Below are 20,316 nucleotides of genomic sequence, written 5' to 3'. Positions count from 1 at the left end.
CTCGATGAGTACTCGTCGCGACCTTACCGAGTCGCCCTATTTGGCCGCGGTCTCCGGCCGCAAACCGGGCCGCGTCCCGGTGTGGTTCATGCGGCAGGCCGGCCGTTCCCTGCCCGAATACCGCGCGTTGCGCGAACGGCACAGCATGCTGGCGGCGTGTTTCGAGCCCGAAGTGGCCTGCGAGATCACCCTGCAGCCGATACGCCGCCACGACGTCGACGCGGCGATCCTCTTCTCGGACATCGTCGTGCCGCTGCGCGCGGCCGGCGTCGAACTGGACATCGTGGCCGACGTCGGACCGGTTATCGCCGACCCGGTACGCACCGCCACCGATATCGATGCCCTGAAACCCCTTGACTCACAAGCGATTCAGCCGATTTGCCAGGCGGTCTCGCTGCTTGTCGACGCGCTGGGCGAGGTGCCGCTGATCGGTTTCGCCGGCGCACCCTTCACGCTGGCGTCCTATCTGGTGGAAGGTGGTCCCAGCCGTGACCACGCCCGCACCAAGGCGATGATGCTTGCCGAACCGGCGAACTGGCATGCGCTGATGTCCAAGCTGACCGACCTCACCGTCGCGTTCCTGCGCGGGCAACTCGACGCCGGGGTGGACGCCATTCAGGTGTTCGACTCGTGGGCGGGCACGCTGTCATTGGCCGACTACCGCCAGTACGTGCTGCCGCACAGCTCCCGGGTGTTCGCCACGCTGGCCGAATACGGCGTGCCGATGACGCATTTCGGGGTCGGGACCGCCGAGCTGCTCGGGGCGATGTCGGATGCGGGCCCGACGGTCGTCGGCGTGGACTGGCGGACATCGCTGACCGATGCGGCCGGCCGGGTGCGGCCCGGCACCGCGCTGCAGGGCAACCTCGACCCGGTGGCGCTGCTGGCGGGGTGGCCGGTGGTGGAGCGCGCCGCACGGGCTGTCGTCGACGACGGGCGGCGCGCGGTCGACGCCGGCGCTTCCGGCCACGTCTTCAACCTGGGCCACGGCGTGCCGCCGCAGACCGATCCCGGCGTGCTGACCGAGCTGGTGTCGCTGGTCCACTCGTTATGAACGCCGGTTCGTATTGCATTGTGGGCGGCGGCATTTCGGGATTGACCGCGGCGTACCGGCTGCGTGCGGCCGTCGACCGTGCCGGTCATGACGCGACAATCACGGTGTTCGACCCGGGGGAGAAGCTCGGCGGGATTCTGCGCACCGAGCGCGTCGGCGGACAGCCGATGGACCTGGGTGCCGAGGCGTTCGTGCTGCGCCGGCCCGAGATGCCGGCGCTGCTGGCCGAGCTGGACCTGTCGGCGCGCCAACGGGTCACCACCGGCGCCCGACCGTTGATCTACAGCCGGCAGCGGCTGCATCCGCTGCCCGCGGACACGGTCGCCGGGATTCCGTCGTCGGCGGCGTCGGTGGCCGGGCTCGTCGATGACGCGACCGTCGCGCGCATCGACGCCGAACCCACCCGCCCGCTGAGCTGGCGGCCAGGCAGTGATCCCGCAGTGGCCGAATTGGTCGCCGACCGGTTCGGCGAGCAGACCGTGGCCCGGTCGGTGGACCCGCTGCTGGGTGGGGTGTACGCCGGGTCGGCGGCAACGATCGGGCTACGTGCGGGCGCCCCCAGCGTGGCGGCGGCCCTCGACCGCGGCGCGGCCAGCCTGACCGACGCGGTCCGGCGTGGGTTACCGCCGGCCGACGGCGGGCCGGTGTTCGGTGCGCTGGACGGCGGCTACCAGGTGCTGATCGACGAAATGGTGCGGCGCAGCCAGCCGCAGTGGGTGCAAGCCGCGGTGACCGGGCTGAAACCGGGCTGGGAACTCCGCGACGACACCGGCGGCCACTGGCACGCCGACGCGGTGATTCTGGCCATTCCGGCCCCGCGGCTGGTGCGCCTCATGGAGGGCCTGGCCCCGGGCAGCGTCTCCGCCGCGAGCCGGATCGGGAGCGCGTCGTCGGTGGTGGTGGCCCTCGCGGTGCCGGCCGAAACCCCGTTTCCGCGGAATTCGGGCGTGCTGGTGGCCAGCGGGGAACCGTTGCACGCCAAGGCGATCACGTTGTCTTCTCAGAAATGGGGCGCCCGGGGCGACTTGCAGCTGCTGCGGCTGTCGTTCGGCCGGTTCGGTGAAGATCTGGCGGGCACCGCTTCCGACGACGAGCTGCTGGCCTGGGCGCTGGACGACCTGGCCGCGGTGTTCGGCCTGACCGTCGACCCGGTCGATGTCCGGGTGCAGCGCTGGATCGACGCGATGCCGCAGTACGGGCCCGGCCACGCTGATCTGGTCGCGCAGGTGCGGGCCGGCCTGCCGCCGGGGCTGGCCGTGGCCGGCAGTTACCTGGACGGCATCGGTGTGCCGGCGTGCATCGCGGCGGCCGGACGCGCGGTCGAGACCCTGCAAGCGGAAGTGGCACGATAGGTCTCATGGCCAAGCTTGACTACGACGCCCTGAACTCGACGATCCGCTACCTGATGTTCTCGGTGTTCTCAGTGCGGCCGGGCGAGCTCGGCGACCAGCGGGACGCCGTGATCGACGATGCGTCGCGGTTTTTCAAGCAGCAGGAGGAACGTGGCGTCGTCGTGCGCGGCCTCTACGACGTGGCGGGCCTGCGCGCCGACGCGGACTTCATGATCTGGACCCACGCCGAACGGGTCGAGGCGCTGCAGGCGACCTACGCCGATTTGCGGCGCACCACCACGCTGGGACGGGCCTGCTCGCCGGTGTGGAGCAGCGTGGCGCTGCACCGGCCGGCCGAGTTCAATAAGAGCCATATCCCGGCGTTCCTGGCCGGCGAGGAGCCCGGCAATTACATCTGCGTGTATCCGTTCGTACGGTCGTACGAGTGGTACCTGCTGCCCGACGAGGAGCGTCGCCGCATGCTCGCCGAGCACGGCATGGCCGCCCGCGAGTATAAGGACGTCCGGGCCAACACGGTGCCGGCGTTCGCGCTCGGCGACTACGAATGGATCCTGGCCTTCGAGGCTCCGGAACTCGACCGCATCGTCGATCTGATGCGTGAATTGCGGGCCACCGATGCCCGGCGACATACCCGCGAGGAAACGCCGTTTTTCACCGGCCCGCGAGTGCCGGTCGAGCAGCTGGTGAACTCGCTGCCGTGACCCAATTCGACCCGACCGATCCCACCCGCTTCGAGGAGATGTACCGCGACGAGCGGACGTCGCACGGCCTGCCCGCCGCCACGCCGTGGGACATCGGCGGCCCGCAGCCAGTGGTCCAGCAGCTCGTCGCGGCGGGCGCGATCAAAGGTGAGGTGCTCGACCCGGGCACCGGCCCGGGCCACCACGCCATCTACTACGCGTCGAAGGGCTACTCCGCCACCGGCATCGACGTTTCGGAGGGTGCCCTGGAGCGGGCTCGGGAGAACGCGCGGAAGGCCGGGGTGACGGTGGACTTCCAGCTGGCCGACGCCACCAAGCTGGAGGGACTGGACGGCCGGTTCGACACCGTCGTCGACTGCGCCTTCTATCACACCTTCAGCACCGACCCGGAACTGCAGAGGTCCTACGCGCACGCGCTGCGGCGGGCCACCAAGCCGGGCGCGCGGCTGTACATGTTCGAGTTCGGCGAGCACGATGTCAACGGCTTCAAGATGCTGCGGTCGTTGTCCGAGAGCGACTTTCATGACGTGCTGCCCGTCGCCGGTTGGGAGATCACTTACCTGGGCAGGACCGCCTACCAAGTCAACATGAGCGCCAAGACGATCGAGATGATGGCCGCGCGCAACACCGACATGGCCGCCGAGGCGCAGAAGCTTCTCGAGCGGTTTCGCGCGATGGAGCCGTGGCTGGTCAACGGCAGGGTGCACGCGCCGTTCTGGGAAGTCCACGCCACCCGGGTGGACTGACCCTGCTACGCGCCGAGCACCTGCGCCGTGACGATGGCCGAGGTGCTTGCAGCACATAGGGAATCGCCCGCACCGCGGTCATGGCAGCCGCGAGTTGGCCGAACTCCTGGCCGAGGCCGCCGTGGTGATCTTCGTCCCGTGAGTTTCCGAGAACGGCGTTGCGCTGCACCCAGCCGAACTCGCTTCTATGCGTTGCCGCGGGTTGCTTCGGCCAGGGCGTTGGTAACCCGGTCGCCCTTCTTGTGATGGCTGAGGGCGCGGACGGACACATCATGGCCTTCCGCTGCCCGGCGTAGCGCGCCCACCGTAGCCTGCTCACGCGGATGGTGCGCGAACGGATCGAACGAGTACCAACGCATGGCGTTTTCGTGGGTCATTTTGTTGATGTCAGTTTCCGGCACGCCGTGGCCGCTGAGAACATCCCACAGTTGTTCGGGCGCTGCGGGCCACATCGAGTCGCTGTGCGGGTAGTCGGCCTCCCATGCGATGTTGTCGATGCCGATTTGGTGCCGCAGCTGGACTCCGACGTCGTCGCTGATGAAGCATGTCAAGAAGTGCTCGCGAAACACCTCGCTGGGCAGCTTGCCGCCGAAGTCCTGGTGCGTCCACACCGAGTGCATCTCATACGTGCGGTCGGCCCGCTCCAGGAAATACGGGATCCACCCGGTGCCACCCTCGCTCAAGGCGATCTTGAGGTCGGGGTATTTCTTGATCGGCGCCGACCACAGCAGATCCGCTGCGGCCTGCACGATGTTCATCGGCTGCAGCGTGATCATCACATCCATCGGCGCGTCTGGCGCGGTGATGGCCAGTCGCCCCGAGGAACCGATGTGCACGTTCATCACCGTCTCGGTATCCACCAAGGCTTCCCAGAGCGGCGTCCAGTAGTTGTCGTGAAAGCTGGGATAGCCCATCGTCGCGGGGTTCTCGGCGAACGTCAGCGCGTGCACGCCACGATTGGCGTTGCGTCGCACCTCGTCCGCGCACGCTTCGGCGTCCCAGATCACCGGCAAGCACATCGGGATGAACCGTGCCGGATACGCCCCGCACCACTCCTCGACATGCCAGTCGTTGTAGGCCCGCAACAAGGCCAGGCCGAACTCGGGGTCCTCGGTGGCGAACAGCCGTCCGGCGAACCCGGGAAACGTCGGAAAACAGATCGAGGCGAAGATCCCGCCCGCGTTCATGTCCTTGATCCGCTCATCGACCTGCCAACACCCCGGCCGGATCTCGTCAAGACCCTGCGGTTCGAGCCCGTACTCCTCCTTCGGCCGACCCGCCACCGCATTGAGCGCCACATTCGGGATTACCACATCGCGAAATTGCCAGCTATCACTGCCATCTTGGTTGTGCACCAATCGCGGCGCCTCGTCGGCGTACTTCTTGGGCAAGTGATTCTTGAACATGTCCGGTGGTTCGACGATGTGGTCATCGACGCTGATCAGGATCATGTCGTCTCTGTTCATGGACGTTCGCCTCCCGATGTAGCTGTATGCCTTACCGTTGGTGCAACGGTACAGCACCCGGCGCAACGGCGAAAGCGTAAGGTGAGGGCCCTGGAATCGCGAGGGAATCGCGAGGGAATCGCGAGCCGCGCGGGCGGCCGTCGTAACGCTGCTCCGCGCTACGCGTCCGTCGGCACCAGCTTCAACGAAATCGAGTTGATGCAGTAGCGCTGGTCCGTCGGCGTCGGATAACCCTCACCGGAGAACACGTGACCCAGGTGGCTGTGGCAGTTCGCGCACAGCACCTCGGTGCGCGTCGTCCCCATCGAATGGTCCGGACGCAGGATCACCGCGTCGGAGCTCGTCGGGTCGAAGAACGACGGCCAGCCGCAGTGAGACTCGAATTTCTCTGTGCTGCGGAACAATTCGGCGCCGCACGCCCGGCAGTTGTAGACGCCCTGGGTTTTGGTGTCGGCGTACTCGCCGGTGAAGGGCCGCTCGGTGCCCGCGCGACGCAAGACCTGGAATTCCTGCGGCGTGAGTTTCTTGCGCCACTCGTCGTCGGTCAGCTCCACTTTCGGATGGGTCATGAGAGTCCACGCTAGCTCTAATGGCGGTGACCCGCTGCGCCCCGCTCCGCCGTGCTTGCGATCACCGCGCGTGCTCTCGTTTGGACGGCAGCCAGGCCGGATCGATACCGCCGTCCAGCCGGTCCTCGGCCTTGGCGTCCAGATAGCGGAAGTAGAGCACCGTGAACACCACGATCAGCAGCAATGACCAGCCGTAGGTGATCTTGAGGTATTGCAGCGCGCGGCCATACCGCATGAATCTGTACAGCAGCCAGTCGTCCAGCGTCAAGAAGCCGTAGATACCCAGCCACGCCGGCCAGTTGCGGATCAGCGAGTTCGGCAGCACCACCGTCATCAGGAACGGGAACAGCATCATCGAGTAGTAGCCCTGGGCCAACGGCAGCACCAGCCACGACCACAGCAGCAGCACCCCCGACGAGTTGGTGAACCAGAACAGCGGGTCGCGGCTGCGGTAGTAGCGGTTCAGCAGCCACAGGCTGCCGATGGCCAACACCGTGAACAGGAGTCGCAGGAACACGATCAGCCAGGTCGGCAGACCGAAGTACACGCCGTTGCCCTCGATCGAGCTGTTGAAGTAGTCCCGGGTGCCCCCGATGTACGGGAGCGTTTTGGTGAAGAAGTCCATCGGGTGGCTGACCAGCGGCAGAGCGATTAAGTTGATGACCAGGGGAACGACGAAGGCCGGCACCAGCGCCCGCCACTGCCGGTTCAGCAGCGGCAGCAACAGCAGCGGCCCGAGCACCGGCTTAAGCGTCAGTGTCAGCCCGATCGCGGCACCGGCCCACCATTGATGGCTTTTCCTGCCGTCCAGCAGCCACCGCAGGAACAGCATCTCCGCCAGCAGGACGCAGCCGTTGATGTTGGTGAACACCAGCGTGCTGGTCACTGTCTCGGTGCAGAACATGGCCAGCAGCAGGGCGGGCGCGGCCACCGAGGACAGCGTGAATTTGAACAACCGCAGCAGCAGGTACCAGGCGATCAGGATGGCCACGGTGTTGATCAGGATGAACAGGTAGCGCGACGGCGAAAAGGGGAGGTACCCGAACGGTGCCATCAGCAGCGTGCCGCCGGGCGGGTACAGGTAGTGCGGGTCGACGTAGTCGAAGTGTTCGTTGTAGATGTCCCAGCCGTGCCGGAAGTTCAGTACGGCCCGGTAGACCGGTTTGAAGTCGTCGGTGATGTTGCCGTTGACGGTGAGCACGATGCTGCGGTGCAGCACCGACAGGATGGCCGCCGGCCACAACGCCGACCGCAGAACCGTCGAGGTGCTCGGGCGGCCGGCCTGGGGACGAAAGGCGGCCAGCAGCCAATCGCGCGGGCCGGTCCGGGTCGAGTCAGCTGCCGTCACCAGCGCACCGTACACCGGCGCGCCACCGCCAAGGATCAGGCGGGGCAGTAGGTGTCGGTTCCCGGGAGCTTGCCGCTGTCCAGATAGCCGACCAGCGGCGGGACCGCGCACGGCGAATAAATGCTGGCGCCGTGGCCGATGCCCTGCCACATCACCCGCTTGCTGGCCGCGCCGGCGTTGATGACGGTGGCCGCCGTCGCGGCGACCGCTTCCGAGCCCACGATCGGGTCGTTCTGCACACCCAGCAACAAGACGTCGACCTTGAGGTCTTTCGGCGGTTGCGACGGCGAGCCTGTTGGCCAGTGCACGCATTTGACGAGATCGAGCGCGGCGACCGTACCGAATTGCGGATAGAGCTTGGCCCAGGCGACCACCAGTTCGCGAACCCGGTCCGGGGTCGGGCGGTTGAGCGCGTCGCCGCACGAATTGACGAACTGACCGTCCGAGTCTGTCGTGGCGTCGGCGCGGTTGATCAGGTTGGACAGCTGGCCGGCGTCGCCGGAGCGAGCGGCCGCCAGCGCATTCGCCAGGTCGGTGGTGGCGTTGATGCGCCCGGCGTTGGGGAAGCCCAAAGCCGTGGTGATGGCGTCGGCGACTTGGGCCACCGAAGCGCCGCCCGGCGCCTTGCCGGCCCGCGCCGCGGCCAGCAGCGCGTCGACGGCGCCCTTGGGATCGGGCCCCAGCGCGCAGTTCACGGCGACGCACTGCGCGGCGAACGCGTCGAGGGCGGCCTGCTGGCCCTTGGCCTTCTGCTCGGCGGCGGCTTCGGCGTTGATCCCCAACGCAATCGGAGAGTCGAGGATCAGTCTGGCGACCTTGTCGGGGCGCGACCCGGCGTAGGCCAGCGCCACCTGGGCGCCGTTGCCGATCCCGACGATCGCTACCGCGGGTACGTCCCACAGGTTGCGCAGCCGCTCGATGTCGGAGGCGGCGTGCGAGTCGTCATAGGCCGACGCACCCGGCGCGATCGCGTCGGTGCAGTTGGTGGTGGCGGTATTCGACACGTCGGACAGGTTGGCCACCGGATCGTCGCCGGACTGAAATTGCGCCTGATCGCGCATCGTTTGGCGGTCGGACGGGTCGCGGCAGTCGATCGGGCTCGACATGCCCATGCCGCGGCGGTCGACGGCGACGATGGGGTGGGCACGCAGCACGTCGGCGCCCGCCCGCGACAGCCAGACCGGCAACTGAGTCGACGACGGCAGGTCAGAGCCGGTGGTGAAGACAAGGGGCCCGGCGTCGTGCGGGGTCTGGTCGGAGCGGGCCCGGACTGCGCCGATGGTCAGGGTCCCGGATCCACCGTTGGGGTCGAGGTCGGCGTCGTAGTTCGCGCAGTCCAGCTTGACGCCGGGCGCTGCGGGGACCCCGGCGTCCGCGAAAAGCCGCGCCGTGCAGTCGTGCCACGCCAAATCGTTCTTGGGTGCCGCGATCGGGGGCGGACCGACCGGTGGCGGCTTTGTGCCGACCGCGCCTTGCGGCCGGGCGCCGCGGTTGGTGGCAAAGCGCGGGTCTGCGGCCAGGCCCGGGACGCAGCCGGCCAGCACGGCACTGACCGCGATCAGGATCGCGGGGTACGTGATGTGCCGACGCATGCCGACCACAGTAGCGACCAGTGGCCTCAAGCTTTGACGTAGCGCGTGTAGAGAAAGCCGGCGTCGTCGGTGAGGACGTGCGCACACCGCATCGGGGTCTGCAGCTGGCCGGGGCCCGTCGCGATGCGTCGGGCCAGTCCGCCGACGACATAGGGCGCGATCGTCAGGCACAGGTCGTCGAGCAGGCCACGCTGGATGAACGAGCCGAGCAGCATCGGCCCGCCCTCGGTCAGGATGCGGTGCATTCCGCGAGCCCGCAGCGTCGCCAACAGGGCGGTCTCGTCGACTTCGGTCGGGTCGTCGCCAGAGCAGTCGACTACTTCGGCGACGCCGGCAAGCCGATGGCGGGTCTCCTCGCAGGCCGCCGTGCAGGTGCAGATCAATGGCGGCACCTCGGTGCGGGTGAACACGGGCATGTCCCGGTCCAGGCGACCCGACTTGGTGACGATCGCCAGCTGCGGGACTTCGCTTTGTCCGCGGGCCTGACGGTGCATGCGCTGTGCGACCGGTGGGTGAGCGCCGGAGTACCCCTCCATCCGCACGGTGCCCGCGCCGACCACGATCACATCTGCGAGTTCGCGCAGCATGTTGAAGATCAATTTGTCGCCGGGCCCCCCGAGTCCGCCGCTGGTGCCGTCCGCGGTGGCACCGCCGTCCACGCTGGTGATGAAATTCGCCCGCACCCAAACGCCGTCCAGTTGCTCCGGATAGCCGTAGAGGTGGGGAATGTCGCCCTCGCCGACGGCGCGCCCCGAGGCGAGCAATGTGAACGGCGTGTCGACAGCTCCGGCGGCTTCAGAGTCGGCCATGCGTTTGATTGCAGCACGCCGCTACAGTTCGTGCATGCACGGGCCCGCCTCTTCGAAAGCGGCCGACGGCTCGCCTCACATAGGGCACTTGGTGGATCGGCATCCAACCGTGTTGCCGCAGCGGCTGATCGCCCAGCTGATTCCGCCGCCGACCTTCGCCGAGGTGAGCTTCGCGACCTACCGCCCCGATCCGGCGGAACCGACGCAGGCCGCGGCCGTGGCGGCCTGTCAGGAGTTCTGCCGGCAGGCCGTCGAGCGCCGGGCGGGCCATGGAAAACGGTTGGGCAAACTGTTCGGCAAGCGGGCGGCGCTGCCCGGTGTGGGGCTGTACCTGGACGGCGGGTTCGGTGTTGGCAAGACCCACCTGCTGGCTTCGGCCTACTACCAGATGCCCGACGACGGGGCTCATCCCAATGCGTTCGCGACATTTGGGGAGCTGACTCAGCTGGCCGGGGTGTTCGGCTTCGTCGAATGCATCGATCTGCTGGCCGGCTACACGGTCGTGTGCGTCGACGAGTTCGAACTGGACGATCCGGGCAACACCACGCTGATCTCGCGGATGCTCTCGTCACTGGTCGAGCGGGGTGTGTCGGTGGCCGCCAGCTCCAACACGCTGCCCGAGCAGCTGGGCGAAGACCGCTTCGCCGCCCAGACTTTCTGCGCGAAATCAACACGCTGGCAAGCATTTTCACCACCGTACGGATCGAGGGGCCGGACTACCGGCACCGCGACCTGCCGCCGGCGCCCCAGCCGCTGTCGGATGAGGAGGTGACCGCGCGGGCGGCGAGTGTTCGGGGCGCGACGCTCGACGACTTCGACGCGCTGTGCGCGCATCTGGCCACCATGCATCCGTCGCGGTATCTGACGCTGATCGAGGGGGTGAGCGCGGTGTTCCTAACGCGTGTGCACGGCATCGACGACCAGAATGTGGCGCTGCGTTTGGTGTCGCTGACCGACCGGCTGTACGACGCCGGCATCCCGGTGGTGGCTTCCGGGGCGAAGCTGGACACTATCTTCAGCGAGGACATGCTGGCCGGTGGTTACCGAAAGAAGTACCTGCGCGCCACTTCTCGGTTGTTGGCCTTAACTTCAGGGACGGCCGTCGGCGTCAGCCAACCTCCCGGACCATGACGTAATCGTTCTCGCGACGGGCGCCTACGTGGAACGTTCTGGTGCCGCTGACCTTAAAGCCGCTCTTGAGGTAAAAGCTTTGTGCGCGTTGGTTTTCCTGATTGACACCAAGCCACACGCAGCGCACGCCCCATTCGGCGGCGGTGGCCAACGTCGTGTCCATCAACGCCGTCGCCACGCCGGAACCGTGATAGTCGGACAGCAGGTACAGCTTCGAAAGCTGCGCGGCCGGGCGAATTTCCACCGCCCGCTGCACGTCGGTGTCGTTATCGATACCGCGAATCAGCATGGCGTAACCCACAATCCGGTCGTCCTGCGCCGCGGTGAGAATTGCACATAGCGGATCGGCCAGATACTCGGCGAAGCGCGTCGCGGACAGGTTTGTGTCGATGAAGGACGCGATGTTGTCGGCGGGCGTCGACGGTGGACAGGCCAGGGGAAACGTGCGCGCGGCCAAGGCGGCCAGCTCGTCGACGGAATTCAGGGAATCCCGGGTGGCGATACCGACGGCGAGCGTCAGAGGTTCCATTGCGCGAGGTGCTGGCCCGTCTTTTTATCCAACAGAACGACGTTGGAGACCGGATCGCGGTAGGCGTCCCAATACACTTCGCCGCGGACGATCGATCCTTGCGACGCGTTCACGATCACGTTGTCCAGCGCGTCGGGCGCATCGGATGCCCGGGGCTTGTAGGCGTCGGCGAACGGCGTCACGCCGTCGAAGCTGAAGTTGGTCGCCATGATGAACGAATTCGGCACGCGGACAGCACGAATCGTCACGTCGGCGCGCTCGACGATGCTGCCGGGGAAGCTTTTGACCGGGACGCCGCTGCGGGTGTAGCCGAATCCCGGTGGCGGGTCGCACGGTTGCACGCTGCTGACGGTGATGTCCGCGACGTAGGTGCCGGTATCCACCCGCAGCGTGTCACCGATGTGGCCGATCGGTGCATCACCCGCCCAAGCGCGGGGGACGGCAGCAGCGCTTGCCGCCGCGACCAGCAAGGTGGACAGGACGATCAGCCAGCGGTGCACCTTCGCATAATCGCACACCCGCGACGGCGAAGGGGAGGGGTTCCGTGCACCTTGATCAGCCGTTCTTGCCGCCGCTGAGTGATTCGAGCGCGGCGATCAGGTCGGCCTCGACGCGCGGCTTGCCGACGCCGCATCGGTGCAGGGGCCCGGCGCCGTCTTCGAGTTCGAGCAGCGCCAGCAGCAGGTGTTCGGTCCCGACGTAGTTGTGGCCGAGCCGAAGCGCCTCGCGGACGGTCAGCTCGAGCGCCTTGCGCGCCGGGCCGCTGAACGGGATGAGCTCCGGCGGCTCGGCATCCGGGCAGGGTGGCGCAGTGGATGGCGTGACGGACGCGCGCAGTGCCTCGGTGTCGACGTCCTGTCGTTGCAGCAACACGGTGGCCAGCGCGCCCGGATCACTGAGCACTCCGAGCAGCAGGTGGTCGGGCGTGATCTCGGAGTTGGCGGCTGCGTGAGCGGCATTCTGGGCGACGACCACGGCGTTGCGGGCTCGCGGTGTGAAGCGGCCGAAGCCCTGGTCGGGATCGATCGCGGTGGCCTCGGCGCGCGGGACGAACCGCTTTTGGGCGGCCTGCTTGGTGACGCCCATGCTCTTGCCGATGTCGGTCCACGACGCTCCCGAGCGGCGTGCCTTATCGACGAAATGCCCGATCAAGTGGTCGGCGATCTCGCCCAGATGCTCGGCGGCCAGCACTGCATCGGAGAGTTGCTCCAGTACGTCGCCGTGCACGGTTTTGATGGCGTTGATCAGCTCGTCCAGGCGGACGGGATAGGCAATGGGCGTCGGATCGGACATGGCGTCAACCGTAGGTTGACGAAGTCAGGGCTGTCAACCTGAAGTTGACGACGCCGATGTTCATGTTTGGTTCACCGCAGGGGATGCGGGTTTGTCGCGACTCTGGGACGATCGGGGAGTCATGAAACTCCTCCTCACGCTGGCAAGCCTTGCCGCCATGGTCGGCACGGCGGTGCCCGCGTACGCCGATGGCGTCGATGACACATTTCTTGCCACACTCCGCGCGGCCGGGATTACCTTTCCCGACCCGGAGCGGGCGGTAGCGGCCGGCAAATGGGTATGCAACGCGGTCCATGGCGGCAACCCGATGGCCGACGTCGTCAAGACGGTCCAAAACGAGAACCCTGGGCTGCGCGAGGACCATGCCGCTCAGTTCACGGCGATCGCGGCCAAGTCGTACTGCCCGACGACGCTGGCGGGCACTTCCCAGTAGCTAGCCCGCAGACCTGCGGTTGTGATCGGATTTTTACAACCCTGCCATCTGTGCCCGGTTAACGAAACCTGTCGTCAACATTTCGCCTCTATGCTTTTCCGACTAACGGCGGCTCAGCTTGCGGGAGGAAGCAAATTTGGACTTCCTTCAGGAGCAGTTGATCGACCCGCTCAGCAATGTCCTGAACGCCCACGTCCTCGTTTATTTGCTCATCGCGGTTGGCATCTATTTCACGTTGCGCACCCGGTTCATCCAGATCCGTTACTTCGGGCGCATGTTTCGCCAGCTCCGGAGATCCCACCGCCAAGACGGTGGGATCTCTTCCTTCCAGGCATTCTGCGTCGGCCTTGCGTCGCGGGTCGGCACCGGCAACATCGCCGGCGTCGCTATCGCGCTGACCGTTGGTGGACCCGGCGCGATCTTTTGGATGTGGGTGGTGGCCGCGGTCGGCATGGCGACCGCGATGATCGAGGCCACGCTCGGCCAGATATTCAAGGTCCGCTCGGATGACGGGGCGTTCCGGGGCGGTCCCGCCTTCTATATTCAGCATGGGCTGCGCTCGCGGATGGGTGGTGTCGCCTACGCGGTGCTGCTAGTGGTCACGTTCTCGACCGCGTTCAACATGGTGGAGACCAACGCGGTCAGCGGCGTCTTGAAGTCTTCGCATGGCATCGACATCCGTTGGACAACAGTGGGTCTGGCGGTGCTGGCAGCGCCGGTGCTGTTCGGCGGGGTGCGCAGGGTCGCCGCGTTCGCGGGAATGGTGCTTCCCACCGTTGCGGCGGTCTACACGCTGCTGGCACTCGCGATCGTGGCGGTAAACATCACCGAGCTGCCGGGAATGATCGAGGAGGTCATCGGCGGCGCATTCGGAATCAAGCAGCTGGCAGGCGGCTTCGCCGGCGGTATCGCCGCGGCGATGCTCACCGGGGTGAAGCGGGGCCTGTTCGCCTGCGAGGCGGGGCTGGGTAGTTCGCCCAACATCGCCGGCGCCGCGACGGTGGCACATCCGGTGGAACAGGGCCTGATCCAGTCGCTCGCCGTGTTCATCGACACCATGGTGATCTGCACCGCGACGGCGTTCATCGTGCTGGCCTCGGCGCCGGAGCTCTACAACCCGGCGCACACGGATATCGCCGGCGCGAGCCTGACGGAGCAGGCGATCGCCGCAGACCTCGGTTCGTGGTCCACATTGCTGATGACGTCAGTGGTGTTCTTCTTCGCGTTCTCCTCGGTGCTCAGCAACTACGTGATCGCCGAGGCCAACCTGTTCTTCCTGGGCGGGCGCCGGTGGGCGATCAACATGCTCAAGCTGGTCACGCTGGGGTCGATCGCGTTCGGGGCCATATCCAAGCTCACGCTGGTTTGGTCGCTCGCGGATCTGGCGATGGCGCTGATGGCCATCGCCAACCTGGTCGCGATCTGTCTGCTGGGCAAGTGGGCCTTCGCCGCGATAAGGGACTACCACAATCAGGCCGCGCGGGGCGGGACGCCAATCTTCATTGCCAGCGAGGCCGGCCTGCCCGGTGTTCTCGACGGCGACATCTGGGAGACCCCGGAACGCCGCCAAGTCGGCGCGTTGCCCGGATCGCTGCTGATCGATCGCGCGCCAATCCCGTCGTCGAAGGTGTCCCGGGCGCCGGCGGCGTAACGGGGTCGGTTCGCGGCGGCGCACTCGCAATACGCTAGGGCGTATGCGCGTCGATCTGGGGCCGCTGACATGGGCTGCCGTGGTTGCGACCTGGCATTTGGACCTGACCTCCGCGACGGTAATCGTGGTGCTGGCCGGCGCATACGCATGGTGCTACCGACGCGTCCGAAACGACGGGCAACCGGTCCAACCGGTGCACGCGGGCTGTTTTGGTGTCGGCATCGCGCTTTGGGCACTGGCCACGCTAAGCGCAGTCGGCGCCTACGCCTACGACTTGTTCTGGATGCGCGCGCTGCAGGTGCTATTGCTGGTTTACGTCGCGCCGTTCTTCCTGGCGCTGGGCAAGCCGGTCACTGTGGTGCGCCATGCGCTGGGCCCGGTCGGCAGGGAGCGCATTGACCGGCTGCTGACGTCCCGGCTTGCCCGGGTGCTCTTTCACCCGCTGACCACGTCGCTGGCGATGCTGGTCACGCCGTGGCTGCTCTACCTCACACCCTGGTACAGCGCGGCCCTGCAGAGCGAGTGGGTGGGCGCTCCAACTCGAATTCTCTTGGTGGCGATAGGTTTTAGCTACTTCTATGCCAGGTTGCAAGCAGATCCTGTGCCCCGCAAATACTCTCAGGGGATTTCGTTGCTGATCTCGGTGGCCGAGGCCCTCGGCGATGGAGTGCTGGGGTTGGTCATCTGGCAGGGCTCGTTGATCGATCCGGCGTATTACGCTGCGCTGCAACGGGATTGGGGACCGGATCAGCGGCTGGATCAGACGATCGGGGCCGGTGTCCTGTGGATCCTCGGAGACGTGGTGGGGTTGCCGTTTGTGCTTGTGTTGATGCGTGCGCTATCCCGTGACGAGAAGGCGCACGCGATCGAAGTGGACGCCGAGCTGGACACGGCGCAAGCGGCCGACAGTGAAACGGCGGAGCCGTCGGGATTGTGGTGGGAGAACGACCCGCAATTGCGCGAGCGATTCCGCCGGCGCTGACGCTGGGGGCCATGCTGTGCGGGCTGCTGCCCCTGCGAAATCGGCATGAATTCCGCCCGGCGGCCCAAGCGGTCGGCTATGTTGCGCGAAACGTCACCGAACCCGAAGGAGTCAATGGTGATGAACGTATCGGCGGTGGCAGCGCGCCTGGCTGTGGGCACCGTGGTGGTTGGCGCGGCAGTCACCGGGTGCGGAAGCGGCAAGTCGTCAAGCCCATCGTCGTCGGCGCCGGCAGCGTCATCGTCCACGTCGGCGTCTGCCGCGTCGCCCTCGTCCGTACCCCCTTCCTCGAGCAGCCCTGCTGCCCAGCCCGGAGACTACAGCGGCCTGCTGATCAAGCCCACCGACATCGTCGTGCCGAACGACACCTTCACCCTGGCGCAAACGCTGCCGGTTCCCAACCCGGCGGGCGTCGAAGGCGTGTTCATGAATCAGGGTGGTTCCCGCAAACTCGACGACACGATCTATGTCTATCCCGACGCCGCCGCGGCGGGTCAGGCGCTCGACGGGATGGCGCCAAGTTTGAGTGACCCCAACATGGGTGTGAAGGGACCGCTGACACCGGTCGACGTGGGCAGCCGCGGCAAGATGGCCGTGGGGCCGGCGGCGGACGGCTCCAAGTCTGTGGGGATCGTGATGTTCACCGAGGGCAAGGCCTTCGCCGTCCTCGAGTTCAATAGCCCGCCGAACGATCCGGTGCCAGCCGACGTCGTTCTCGACCTCGCGCGCAAGCAGGATGTCGCGATTAAGGCTGGTATGCCTTCGTGAACCGAAGAGCGGCCGCGGGCGCGGCGCTGTTCGGTTTGGTGAGTTGGGGCGGCGCGCGCGCCTTGGTCGCGCGGATCGACCGGAACCCGGATCCCTTTACCCGCGAACGGCTGATGGCCGAACCGCAGGGTGAGGAGATCCTGATCTCTCGGTCGGACGGGACGCTGTTGCGCGCGCTGGTCGCGGGCCAAGGGCCGCCCGTTATTTTCGTGCACGGCTACACCGCGACCATCGCCGAGTGGAACTTCGTGTGGGATGAGCTGGTAGCCAAGGGCTTTCGTGTGATCGCCTTCGACCAGCGCGGCCACGGAGGTTCCACGCTGGGATCCGACGGTGTCGGATCTGAGCCCATGGCCACCGACGTCGCCGCGGTCTTGCGGCACTTCGACATTCGCGACGGCGTGCTCGTCGGACACTCGATGGGCGGATTCGTCACGATCCGCGCGATGATCGACCACCCCGACCTCGCCGGGGCGCGCCCTTCACCGGCCATGATCTCGGTCTTCATCGAGGGGTTCAAGCAGCACCTGGATGACCACGGACCGCTGGTACCGATTGTGCGGGCCTTCTCACGCGAAGACCGCTACCCGCGGCTTGGGGAGATCGCCGTGCCGACGGTGGTGATGGTCGGCTCCGCCGATCGCACGACGCCGCCGAGTCACTCGCGCCGGTTGGCGTCGGGGATACCCGGCGCGCGGCTCGTCACGGTACCCGACGCGGGACACCTGCTGAACTGGGAAGGAGCCGATGAACTGGTCGATGTCATCGAATCCTTTCCGGTGCAAAGCGATTCGGAGTAGCTTCAGTCCGGCCATTACGGACACATGAAGGCAATGGGAGGGCACACCCGCCCGGGCGGCGGGGGCGCGAGGCGGAGCACCCGGCCCTTCGGCAACCCCCGTGCGGGGCCGACTACCGCGAGCGCGGTTGCGGCAAATGGCAGGTCGTTGAGGGAGCCCAGGCCTGTCAGCACTCCGAGTAGGACAGCAACACATTGGAAGAAAACGACAGGGCCATTTGCATGCTGTTCTGACCGGGGCCCGGCAGTGAAGCCAGCCACTGATTCACCTGTTGCGCCGACTCGCCCTGCCGGAACATGAAGCACACCTGATGCGCGGTACGCAACATCTGCTGGTAGTCAGTGATCACCCAACCGTCAGCCCGCTGCCGGGACAGGAAAACTTGATCCTCTGCCGTGAGGACCGGGACCGTTGGCGGCAAAGAGGGCAGCGGTGCCGCGGCGTGGGTTGCGCTCGGCTCGGGCGGCTCGTCGAGGGTGACCGTCGTCGTGGAAGGCGCCGCCTGAACCGTGACAGTCGGTGGGGGTGAGGCCTGCACGGTGACCGTGCTGGGGGGCGGCGCCTGAACAGTGACGACCGTGGGCGCGGGGGCCTGCGCGGCGACGGAAACTGTTGAAACGGCCGGCTGGCGATGCGTTAATACCCAAACCGAACCGCCCATGGCGATGATGACGATGGCGATTACTCCGGCGACGAGCAGAACGGACGCTGACTGCGCCCAGGCGAGGCCCCAAGGTGGGCGTTGGACTGCCTCGGTCTCATCGTCTTGCGACCACGCCAATTCGGACGCGGCGATGGTCGGCGCGACGTCCGGAACGACGGCGGTCTCGCCGTCGTCGTTGCCGGCGTCGGGGGTCTCGGTCATGGGCGTCACCATATTCCCGGGGTACGACATCATTCCCGGGGTACGACATCGCCGGCGGCGAAGCTTCTGACCGGCCTCGGAGTCCGTTCTCTGCAAGCCAGGATGCTGATGTCGCTACAGGGCCGGCCGGATCCGGGCCCTGCCCGTCACATCACTATGTGCACGACCATTCAGCGAGCGCTTGGTGTCGGACACGCGGCGCGGCGCGTGTGCGTCGCTGTTCAAGTAGCGGCGCTGAAGTCGGTCAATGAAAACCTTCGCCTCGTTGATGTCTCGCCGCAGTGCAGCCGCTTCAGACCCGATGGCCGATGCCCGGCTGTTGGTGCCGGTGACATCTTGACGGTCGAGCCACTCCAGCTGGTGCGTCATTTGGTGCAGTTGATCGCGCAACGCGCGGATTAGCTCCACGGCCTGGGCGGCATCGACTTCGTCCATCCAGGAATCGTTGCACCGCTCGCCCCGTCCCGCCTGCGAAACGGCTCAGGCCGTAACAATCCACTCAGCAAAACGGTGTGCCGTCACCGGATCAAAGGCGCAATCTGCGAGGGCGGAGGGTGATCGGCGTCAAACAAGTTACTGTCGCAGCAGACGCGCACGAACGCGCCGCCACCATGCACGACCAAGCCGCAGCACGCAAGATTGGCGACGTTGCCGAACCCCGCCGCGCGGCAACCGCGCACCGTGCTGCTGCAGTCAGCGACAGACAACCTGGGCGGACCTACCCGCTGACGGGGCCGTCTTGGAGCAAGGACAGCAACCGCCCATCCGGTCCATCTTGTCGTTCGAATTGTCGGTAACCAGCGACACCCTGAGCGCGCTCAACTTCTACGCCGAGCGGCCACGGGCATTCGCTTGCTCAGGTTCACTCAGGACGACCACGCGTGGTGATTCACGGCGCCCGGACTTTGTGTCTCGCGCTCATGGCATCTTCCCGGCCCCGGCGCCGTGCGGTAGCGATAGAGCCTGGTCCCACTAACCTTTCAGGTGTCGAAAAAAGAGAGAGTGGTAGAACGTTTCTTTGGTGCCCGCATGAAATAGGACGGTCGATGCGGTGTGCAGCTCCCATCCTGCGGCGGTCCATTCGTCGAGGGTCTTGTTAACTTGTTCGCCGTCGACCGTCGCGCATTTGTACTCGTATGACATGAACCCTGACAGTAGCCTTTGCCGCAGCCGAGCGTTCACCGTTTGATTCGCTGTAACGTTTTGTTTCACTGAGTCACGGTCACGGCGCGCATGGCGTGAAATACCTTGGCCCCGTGCAATGTACAGATACGCGGCAATGCGCTGGCACGCGGCAAATGACGAAAACGTCTGGCTAGCAGGCTGATTCGCTACTTGCGTCTGCGCCCATGACCGTCAACATCGCGACATTGACAGCGCCCGCGTGGGCCGAACCCGGCGCGCAGCCTAAGCTGCTGCACCTGACCGATGGCCGCTCGTGTTCACCTGGGAGCGCGTCGTGAGCGCCGCCGTGTGGCTCGCGCGCGAGGACAGCATCGGCACCGACGGCCAGGTGGTCGCCGGGTCGACAACCATCCACGTCGAGCACCAGGGCGGCACCCCAACAATCAGAAGCCCGGTCCCGAACACCATTCCAATAAATGACCACATGGTTCAGTCCCCCTCCGCGCTACGGCAAATAGTCCACGCCAGGCGTCTGTTGCCAGGCGTTTATTGCGCGGATCGTAACGTCACCAGCCGACCTGGAACAGTGGATTTCTCTGAGAGTAATTGGACAAATTAGGCAGCTCATGAATGTGTTGTCATCGGCCAGCATGGAGCATTGGCGTCGGCGCGGACTGTGCCCGTCGTTAGGTTAGCCCACCGGCTCGGGGTCGCCGCGCCTCGCGGGCGGCTGTCCGCCGAGCAGGCCGAGGGGGCAAGCACCTGACCTCGTGGGGTTCTGCGATTCGGTTCACTGGGCAGGTCGGCTTGGACTAGCGTCAATCTGTTATGAGGGCGGTCGTCGTCGCGGTGGCCTCCGTGATCGTCGCGGGGTTTCTCGCCGTCCCGGCGGTGGCGCACGCCGACCCGTGCGTTAATGGCACCGTCCGGCGTGGTGGTTCGGGTGGCGACTACTTCCTGTGCCAGGATCGCGGCTGGTTGCACGTCCTGCCGACGTTCGACGGCCCAAATCAGCCGCTGCCACCGACGTGTGTGAGGTTTCCGGACAAGTACATGTGCCCGACTGATGGGCCTCCGCCCGGCCCGGAGTGGACAACTCCGG

Annotated in this window: 20 protein-coding genes and 1 pseudogene; 11 read left to right on the top strand and 10 right to left on the bottom strand. The window is 66.4% G+C overall.

Going from position 1 to position 20,316, the window contains the following annotated elements; genetic code table 11:
- Nucleotides 1–4 precede the first annotated feature (4 nt).
- Genes hemE through ACLP9N_RS35450 form a run of 4 tightly spaced genes read left to right on the top strand, consistent with a single transcriptional unit; the run spans nt 5 to nt 3,853 of the window.
- Nucleotides 5–1,054 carry a uroporphyrinogen decarboxylase gene (hemE, locus tag ACLP9N_RS35465; protein WP_442411781.1) on the top strand — a complete coding sequence of 350 codons (1,050 nt, stop codon included), beginning with the start codon at nt 5–7 and terminating at the stop codon, nt 1,052–1,054.
- Nucleotides 1,051–2,406 (top strand): protoporphyrinogen oxidase, encoded by a 1,356-nt coding sequence (locus ACLP9N_RS35460; RefSeq protein WP_442411780.1) that lies wholly within the window; start codon nt 1,051–1,053, stop codon nt 2,404–2,406. Before hemE ends, ACLP9N_RS35460 begins: the two co-directional genes overlap by 4 nt.
- A 5-nt stretch (nt 2,407–2,411) precedes the next feature.
- A complete protein-coding gene (gene hemQ, locus ACLP9N_RS35455; RefSeq protein ID WP_442411779.1) occupies nt 2,412–3,107 on the top strand; it encodes a hydrogen peroxide-dependent heme synthase in 696 nt (231 codons plus the stop codon).
- 38 nt (nt 3,108–3,145) lie between these two features.
- Nucleotides 3,146–3,853, top strand: coding sequence for a class I SAM-dependent methyltransferase (locus ACLP9N_RS35450; protein WP_442411826.1), 708 nt, complete (start codon nt 3,146–3,148; stop codon nt 3,851–3,853).
- Between the two features lie 185 nt (nt 3,854–4,038).
- On the opposite strand, the gene ACLP9N_RS35445 is transcribed toward ACLP9N_RS35450, so the two are convergent.
- The 5 genes from ACLP9N_RS35445 to ACLP9N_RS35425 form a co-directional block, all read right to left on the bottom strand.
- Nucleotides 4,039–5,319 carry an amidohydrolase family protein gene (locus tag ACLP9N_RS35445; RefSeq protein WP_442411778.1) on the bottom strand — a complete coding sequence of 427 codons (1,281 nt, stop codon included), beginning with the start codon at nt 5,317–5,319 and terminating at the stop codon, nt 4,039–4,041.
- 158 nt (nt 5,320–5,477) lie between these two features.
- A complete protein-coding gene (msrB, locus tag ACLP9N_RS35440) occupies nt 5,478–5,888 on the bottom strand; it encodes a peptide-methionine (R)-S-oxide reductase MsrB (RefSeq protein WP_442411777.1) in 411 nt (136 codons plus the stop codon).
- A gap of 61 nt (nt 5,889–5,949) precedes the next feature.
- Nucleotides 5,950–7,251, bottom strand: a complete 1,302-nt coding sequence (aftC, locus tag ACLP9N_RS35435) for an arabinofuranan 3-O-arabinosyltransferase (RefSeq protein WP_442411776.1) — start codon at nt 7,249–7,251, stop codon at nt 5,950–5,952.
- A 20-nt stretch (nt 7,252–7,271) separates the two neighbouring features.
- Nucleotides 7,272–8,828: an alpha/beta fold hydrolase gene (locus ACLP9N_RS35430; protein ID WP_442411775.1), complete on the bottom strand. Its 1,557-nt coding sequence runs from the start codon at nt 8,826–8,828 to the stop codon at nt 7,272–7,274.
- Between the two features lie 26 nt (nt 8,829–8,854).
- Complete coding sequence (locus ACLP9N_RS35425; RefSeq protein WP_442411774.1) at nt 8,855–9,637, bottom strand: pyrimidine reductase family protein; 783 nt, start codon at nt 9,635–9,637, stop codon at nt 8,855–8,857.
- On the opposite strand from ACLP9N_RS35425, the pseudogene zapE reads away from it, so the two are divergent.
- Nucleotides 9,636–10,768, top strand: a pseudogene (gene zapE, locus ACLP9N_RS35420) (cell division protein ZapE). The gene ACLP9N_RS35425 and the pseudogene zapE overlap by 2 nt on opposite strands.
- On the opposite strand, the gene ACLP9N_RS35415 reads toward zapE, so the two are convergent.
- From ACLP9N_RS35415 to ACLP9N_RS35405, 3 genes are read right to left on the bottom strand one after another with little or no spacing between them, the layout of a single operon-like run.
- Nucleotides 10,746–11,252 carry a GNAT family N-acetyltransferase gene (locus tag ACLP9N_RS35415; RefSeq protein WP_442411825.1) on the bottom strand — a complete coding sequence of 169 codons (507 nt, stop codon included), beginning with the start codon at nt 11,250–11,252 and terminating at the stop codon, nt 10,746–10,748. The pseudogene zapE and the gene ACLP9N_RS35415 overlap by 23 nt on opposite strands.
- A gap of 32 nt (nt 11,253–11,284) precedes the next feature.
- The gene (locus ACLP9N_RS35410) at nt 11,285–11,797 is read right to left on the bottom strand and encodes a hypothetical protein (RefSeq protein WP_442411773.1); all 513 of its coding nucleotides are present in this window, start codon (nt 11,795–11,797) and stop codon (nt 11,285–11,287) included.
- 55 nt (nt 11,798–11,852) lie between these two features.
- Entirely contained in the window at nt 11,853–12,590 is a 738-nt protein-coding gene (locus tag ACLP9N_RS35405) for a Clp protease N-terminal domain-containing protein (RefSeq protein ID WP_442411772.1), read from the bottom strand.
- 121 nt (nt 12,591–12,711) lie between these two features.
- Between ACLP9N_RS35405 and ACLP9N_RS35400 the strand changes: the two genes are divergently transcribed.
- From ACLP9N_RS35400 to ACLP9N_RS35380, 5 genes are all read left to right on the top strand, one after another.
- Nucleotides 12,712–13,023 (top strand): DUF732 domain-containing protein, encoded by a 312-nt coding sequence (locus tag ACLP9N_RS35400; protein ID WP_442411771.1) that lies wholly within the window; start codon nt 12,712–12,714, stop codon nt 13,021–13,023.
- A 136-nt stretch (nt 13,024–13,159) separates the two neighbouring features.
- Nucleotides 13,160–14,674: an alanine/glycine:cation symporter family protein gene (locus ACLP9N_RS35395; protein ID WP_442411770.1), complete on the top strand. Its 1,515-nt coding sequence runs from the start codon at nt 13,160–13,162 to the stop codon at nt 14,672–14,674.
- Nucleotides 14,675–14,717: 43 nt separating this feature from the next.
- Complete coding sequence (locus ACLP9N_RS35390; protein WP_442411769.1) at nt 14,718–15,656, top strand: cytochrome c oxidase assembly protein; 939 nt, start codon at nt 14,718–14,720, stop codon at nt 15,654–15,656.
- Between the two features lie 120 nt (nt 15,657–15,776).
- Nucleotides 15,777–16,424, top strand: coding sequence for a hypothetical protein (locus ACLP9N_RS35385; protein WP_442411768.1), 648 nt, complete (start codon nt 15,777–15,779; stop codon nt 16,422–16,424).
- On the top strand, nt 16,421–17,224 hold the full coding sequence (locus ACLP9N_RS35380) for an alpha/beta fold hydrolase (RefSeq protein ID WP_442411767.1): 804 nt from the start codon (nt 16,421–16,423) through the stop codon (nt 17,222–17,224). Before ACLP9N_RS35385 ends, ACLP9N_RS35380 begins: the two co-directional genes overlap by 4 nt.
- Before the next feature lie 166 nt (nt 17,225–17,390).
- Here the strand turns inward: ACLP9N_RS35380 and ACLP9N_RS35375 are convergent, their stop codons facing one another.
- Both ACLP9N_RS35375 and ACLP9N_RS35370 read right to left on the bottom strand, forming a co-directional pair.
- The gene (locus ACLP9N_RS35375) at nt 17,391–18,089 is read right to left on the bottom strand and encodes a DUF732 domain-containing protein (protein WP_442411766.1); all 699 of its coding nucleotides are present in this window, start codon (nt 18,087–18,089) and stop codon (nt 17,391–17,393) included.
- A gap of 114 nt (nt 18,090–18,203) precedes the next feature.
- Nucleotides 18,204–18,524, bottom strand: a complete 321-nt coding sequence (locus ACLP9N_RS35370) for a hypothetical protein (RefSeq protein WP_442411765.1) — start codon at nt 18,522–18,524, stop codon at nt 18,204–18,206.
- 1,518 nt (nt 18,525–20,042) lie between these two features.
- Here ACLP9N_RS35370 and ACLP9N_RS35365 point away from each other — a divergent pair.
- Nucleotides 20,043–20,316: hypothetical protein (locus ACLP9N_RS35365; protein WP_442411764.1), on the top strand; the 274-nt coding region annotated here is incomplete at its 3' end.

The sequence above is a fragment of the Mycobacterium sp. genome (genome assembly GCF_052144515.1).
Taxonomy (GTDB): Bacteria; Actinomycetota; Actinomycetes; order Mycobacteriales; family Mycobacteriaceae; genus Mycobacterium.
The sequence above is the reverse complement of the archived record's forward strand: the minus strand, read 5'-3'. Positions and strand labels throughout refer to the sequence as shown.

Coding starts and splice junctions, on each gene's coding strand:
- hemE (WP_442411781.1), top strand. CDS start 5: ATGAGTACTCGTCGCGACCTTACCGAGTCGCCCTATTTGGCCGCGGTC.
- ACLP9N_RS35460 (WP_442411780.1), top strand. CDS start 1,051: ATGAACGCCGGTTCGTATTGCATTGTGGGCGGCGGCATTTCGGGATTG.
- hemQ (WP_442411779.1), top strand. CDS start 2,412: ATGGCCAAGCTTGACTACGACGCCCTGAACTCGACGATCCGCTACCTG.
- ACLP9N_RS35450 (WP_442411826.1), top strand. CDS start 3,146: ATGTACCGCGACGAGCGGACGTCGCACGGCCTGCCCGCCGCCACGCCG.
- ACLP9N_RS35445 (WP_442411778.1), bottom strand. CDS start 5,319: ATGAACAGAGACGACATGATCCTGATCAGCGTCGATGACCACATCGTC.
- msrB (WP_442411777.1), bottom strand. CDS start 5,888: ATGACCCATCCGAAAGTGGAGCTGACCGACGACGAGTGGCGCAAGAAA.
- ACLP9N_RS35430 (WP_442411775.1), bottom strand. CDS start 8,828: ATGCGTCGGCACATCACGTACCCCGCGATCCTGATCGCGGTCAGTGCC.
- ACLP9N_RS35425 (WP_442411774.1), bottom strand. CDS start 9,637: ATGGCCGACTCTGAAGCCGCCGGAGCTGTCGACACGCCGTTCACATTG.
- ACLP9N_RS35405 (WP_442411772.1), bottom strand. CDS start 12,590: ATGTCCGATCCGACGCCCATTGCCTATCCCGTCCGCCTGGACGAGCTG.
- ACLP9N_RS35400 (WP_442411771.1), top strand. CDS start 12,712: ATGAAACTCCTCCTCACGCTGGCAAGCCTTGCCGCCATGGTCGGCACG.
- ACLP9N_RS35390 (WP_442411769.1), top strand. CDS start 14,718: ATGCGCGTCGATCTGGGGCCGCTGACATGGGCTGCCGTGGTTGCGACC.
- ACLP9N_RS35385 (WP_442411768.1), top strand. CDS start 15,777: ATGAACGTATCGGCGGTGGCAGCGCGCCTGGCTGTGGGCACCGTGGTG.
- ACLP9N_RS35375 (WP_442411766.1), bottom strand. CDS start 18,089: ATGACCGAGACCCCCGACGCCGGCAACGACGACGGCGAGACCGCCGTC.
- ACLP9N_RS35370 (WP_442411765.1), bottom strand. CDS start 18,524: ATGGACGAAGTCGATGCCGCCCAGGCCGTGGAGCTAATCCGCGCGTTG.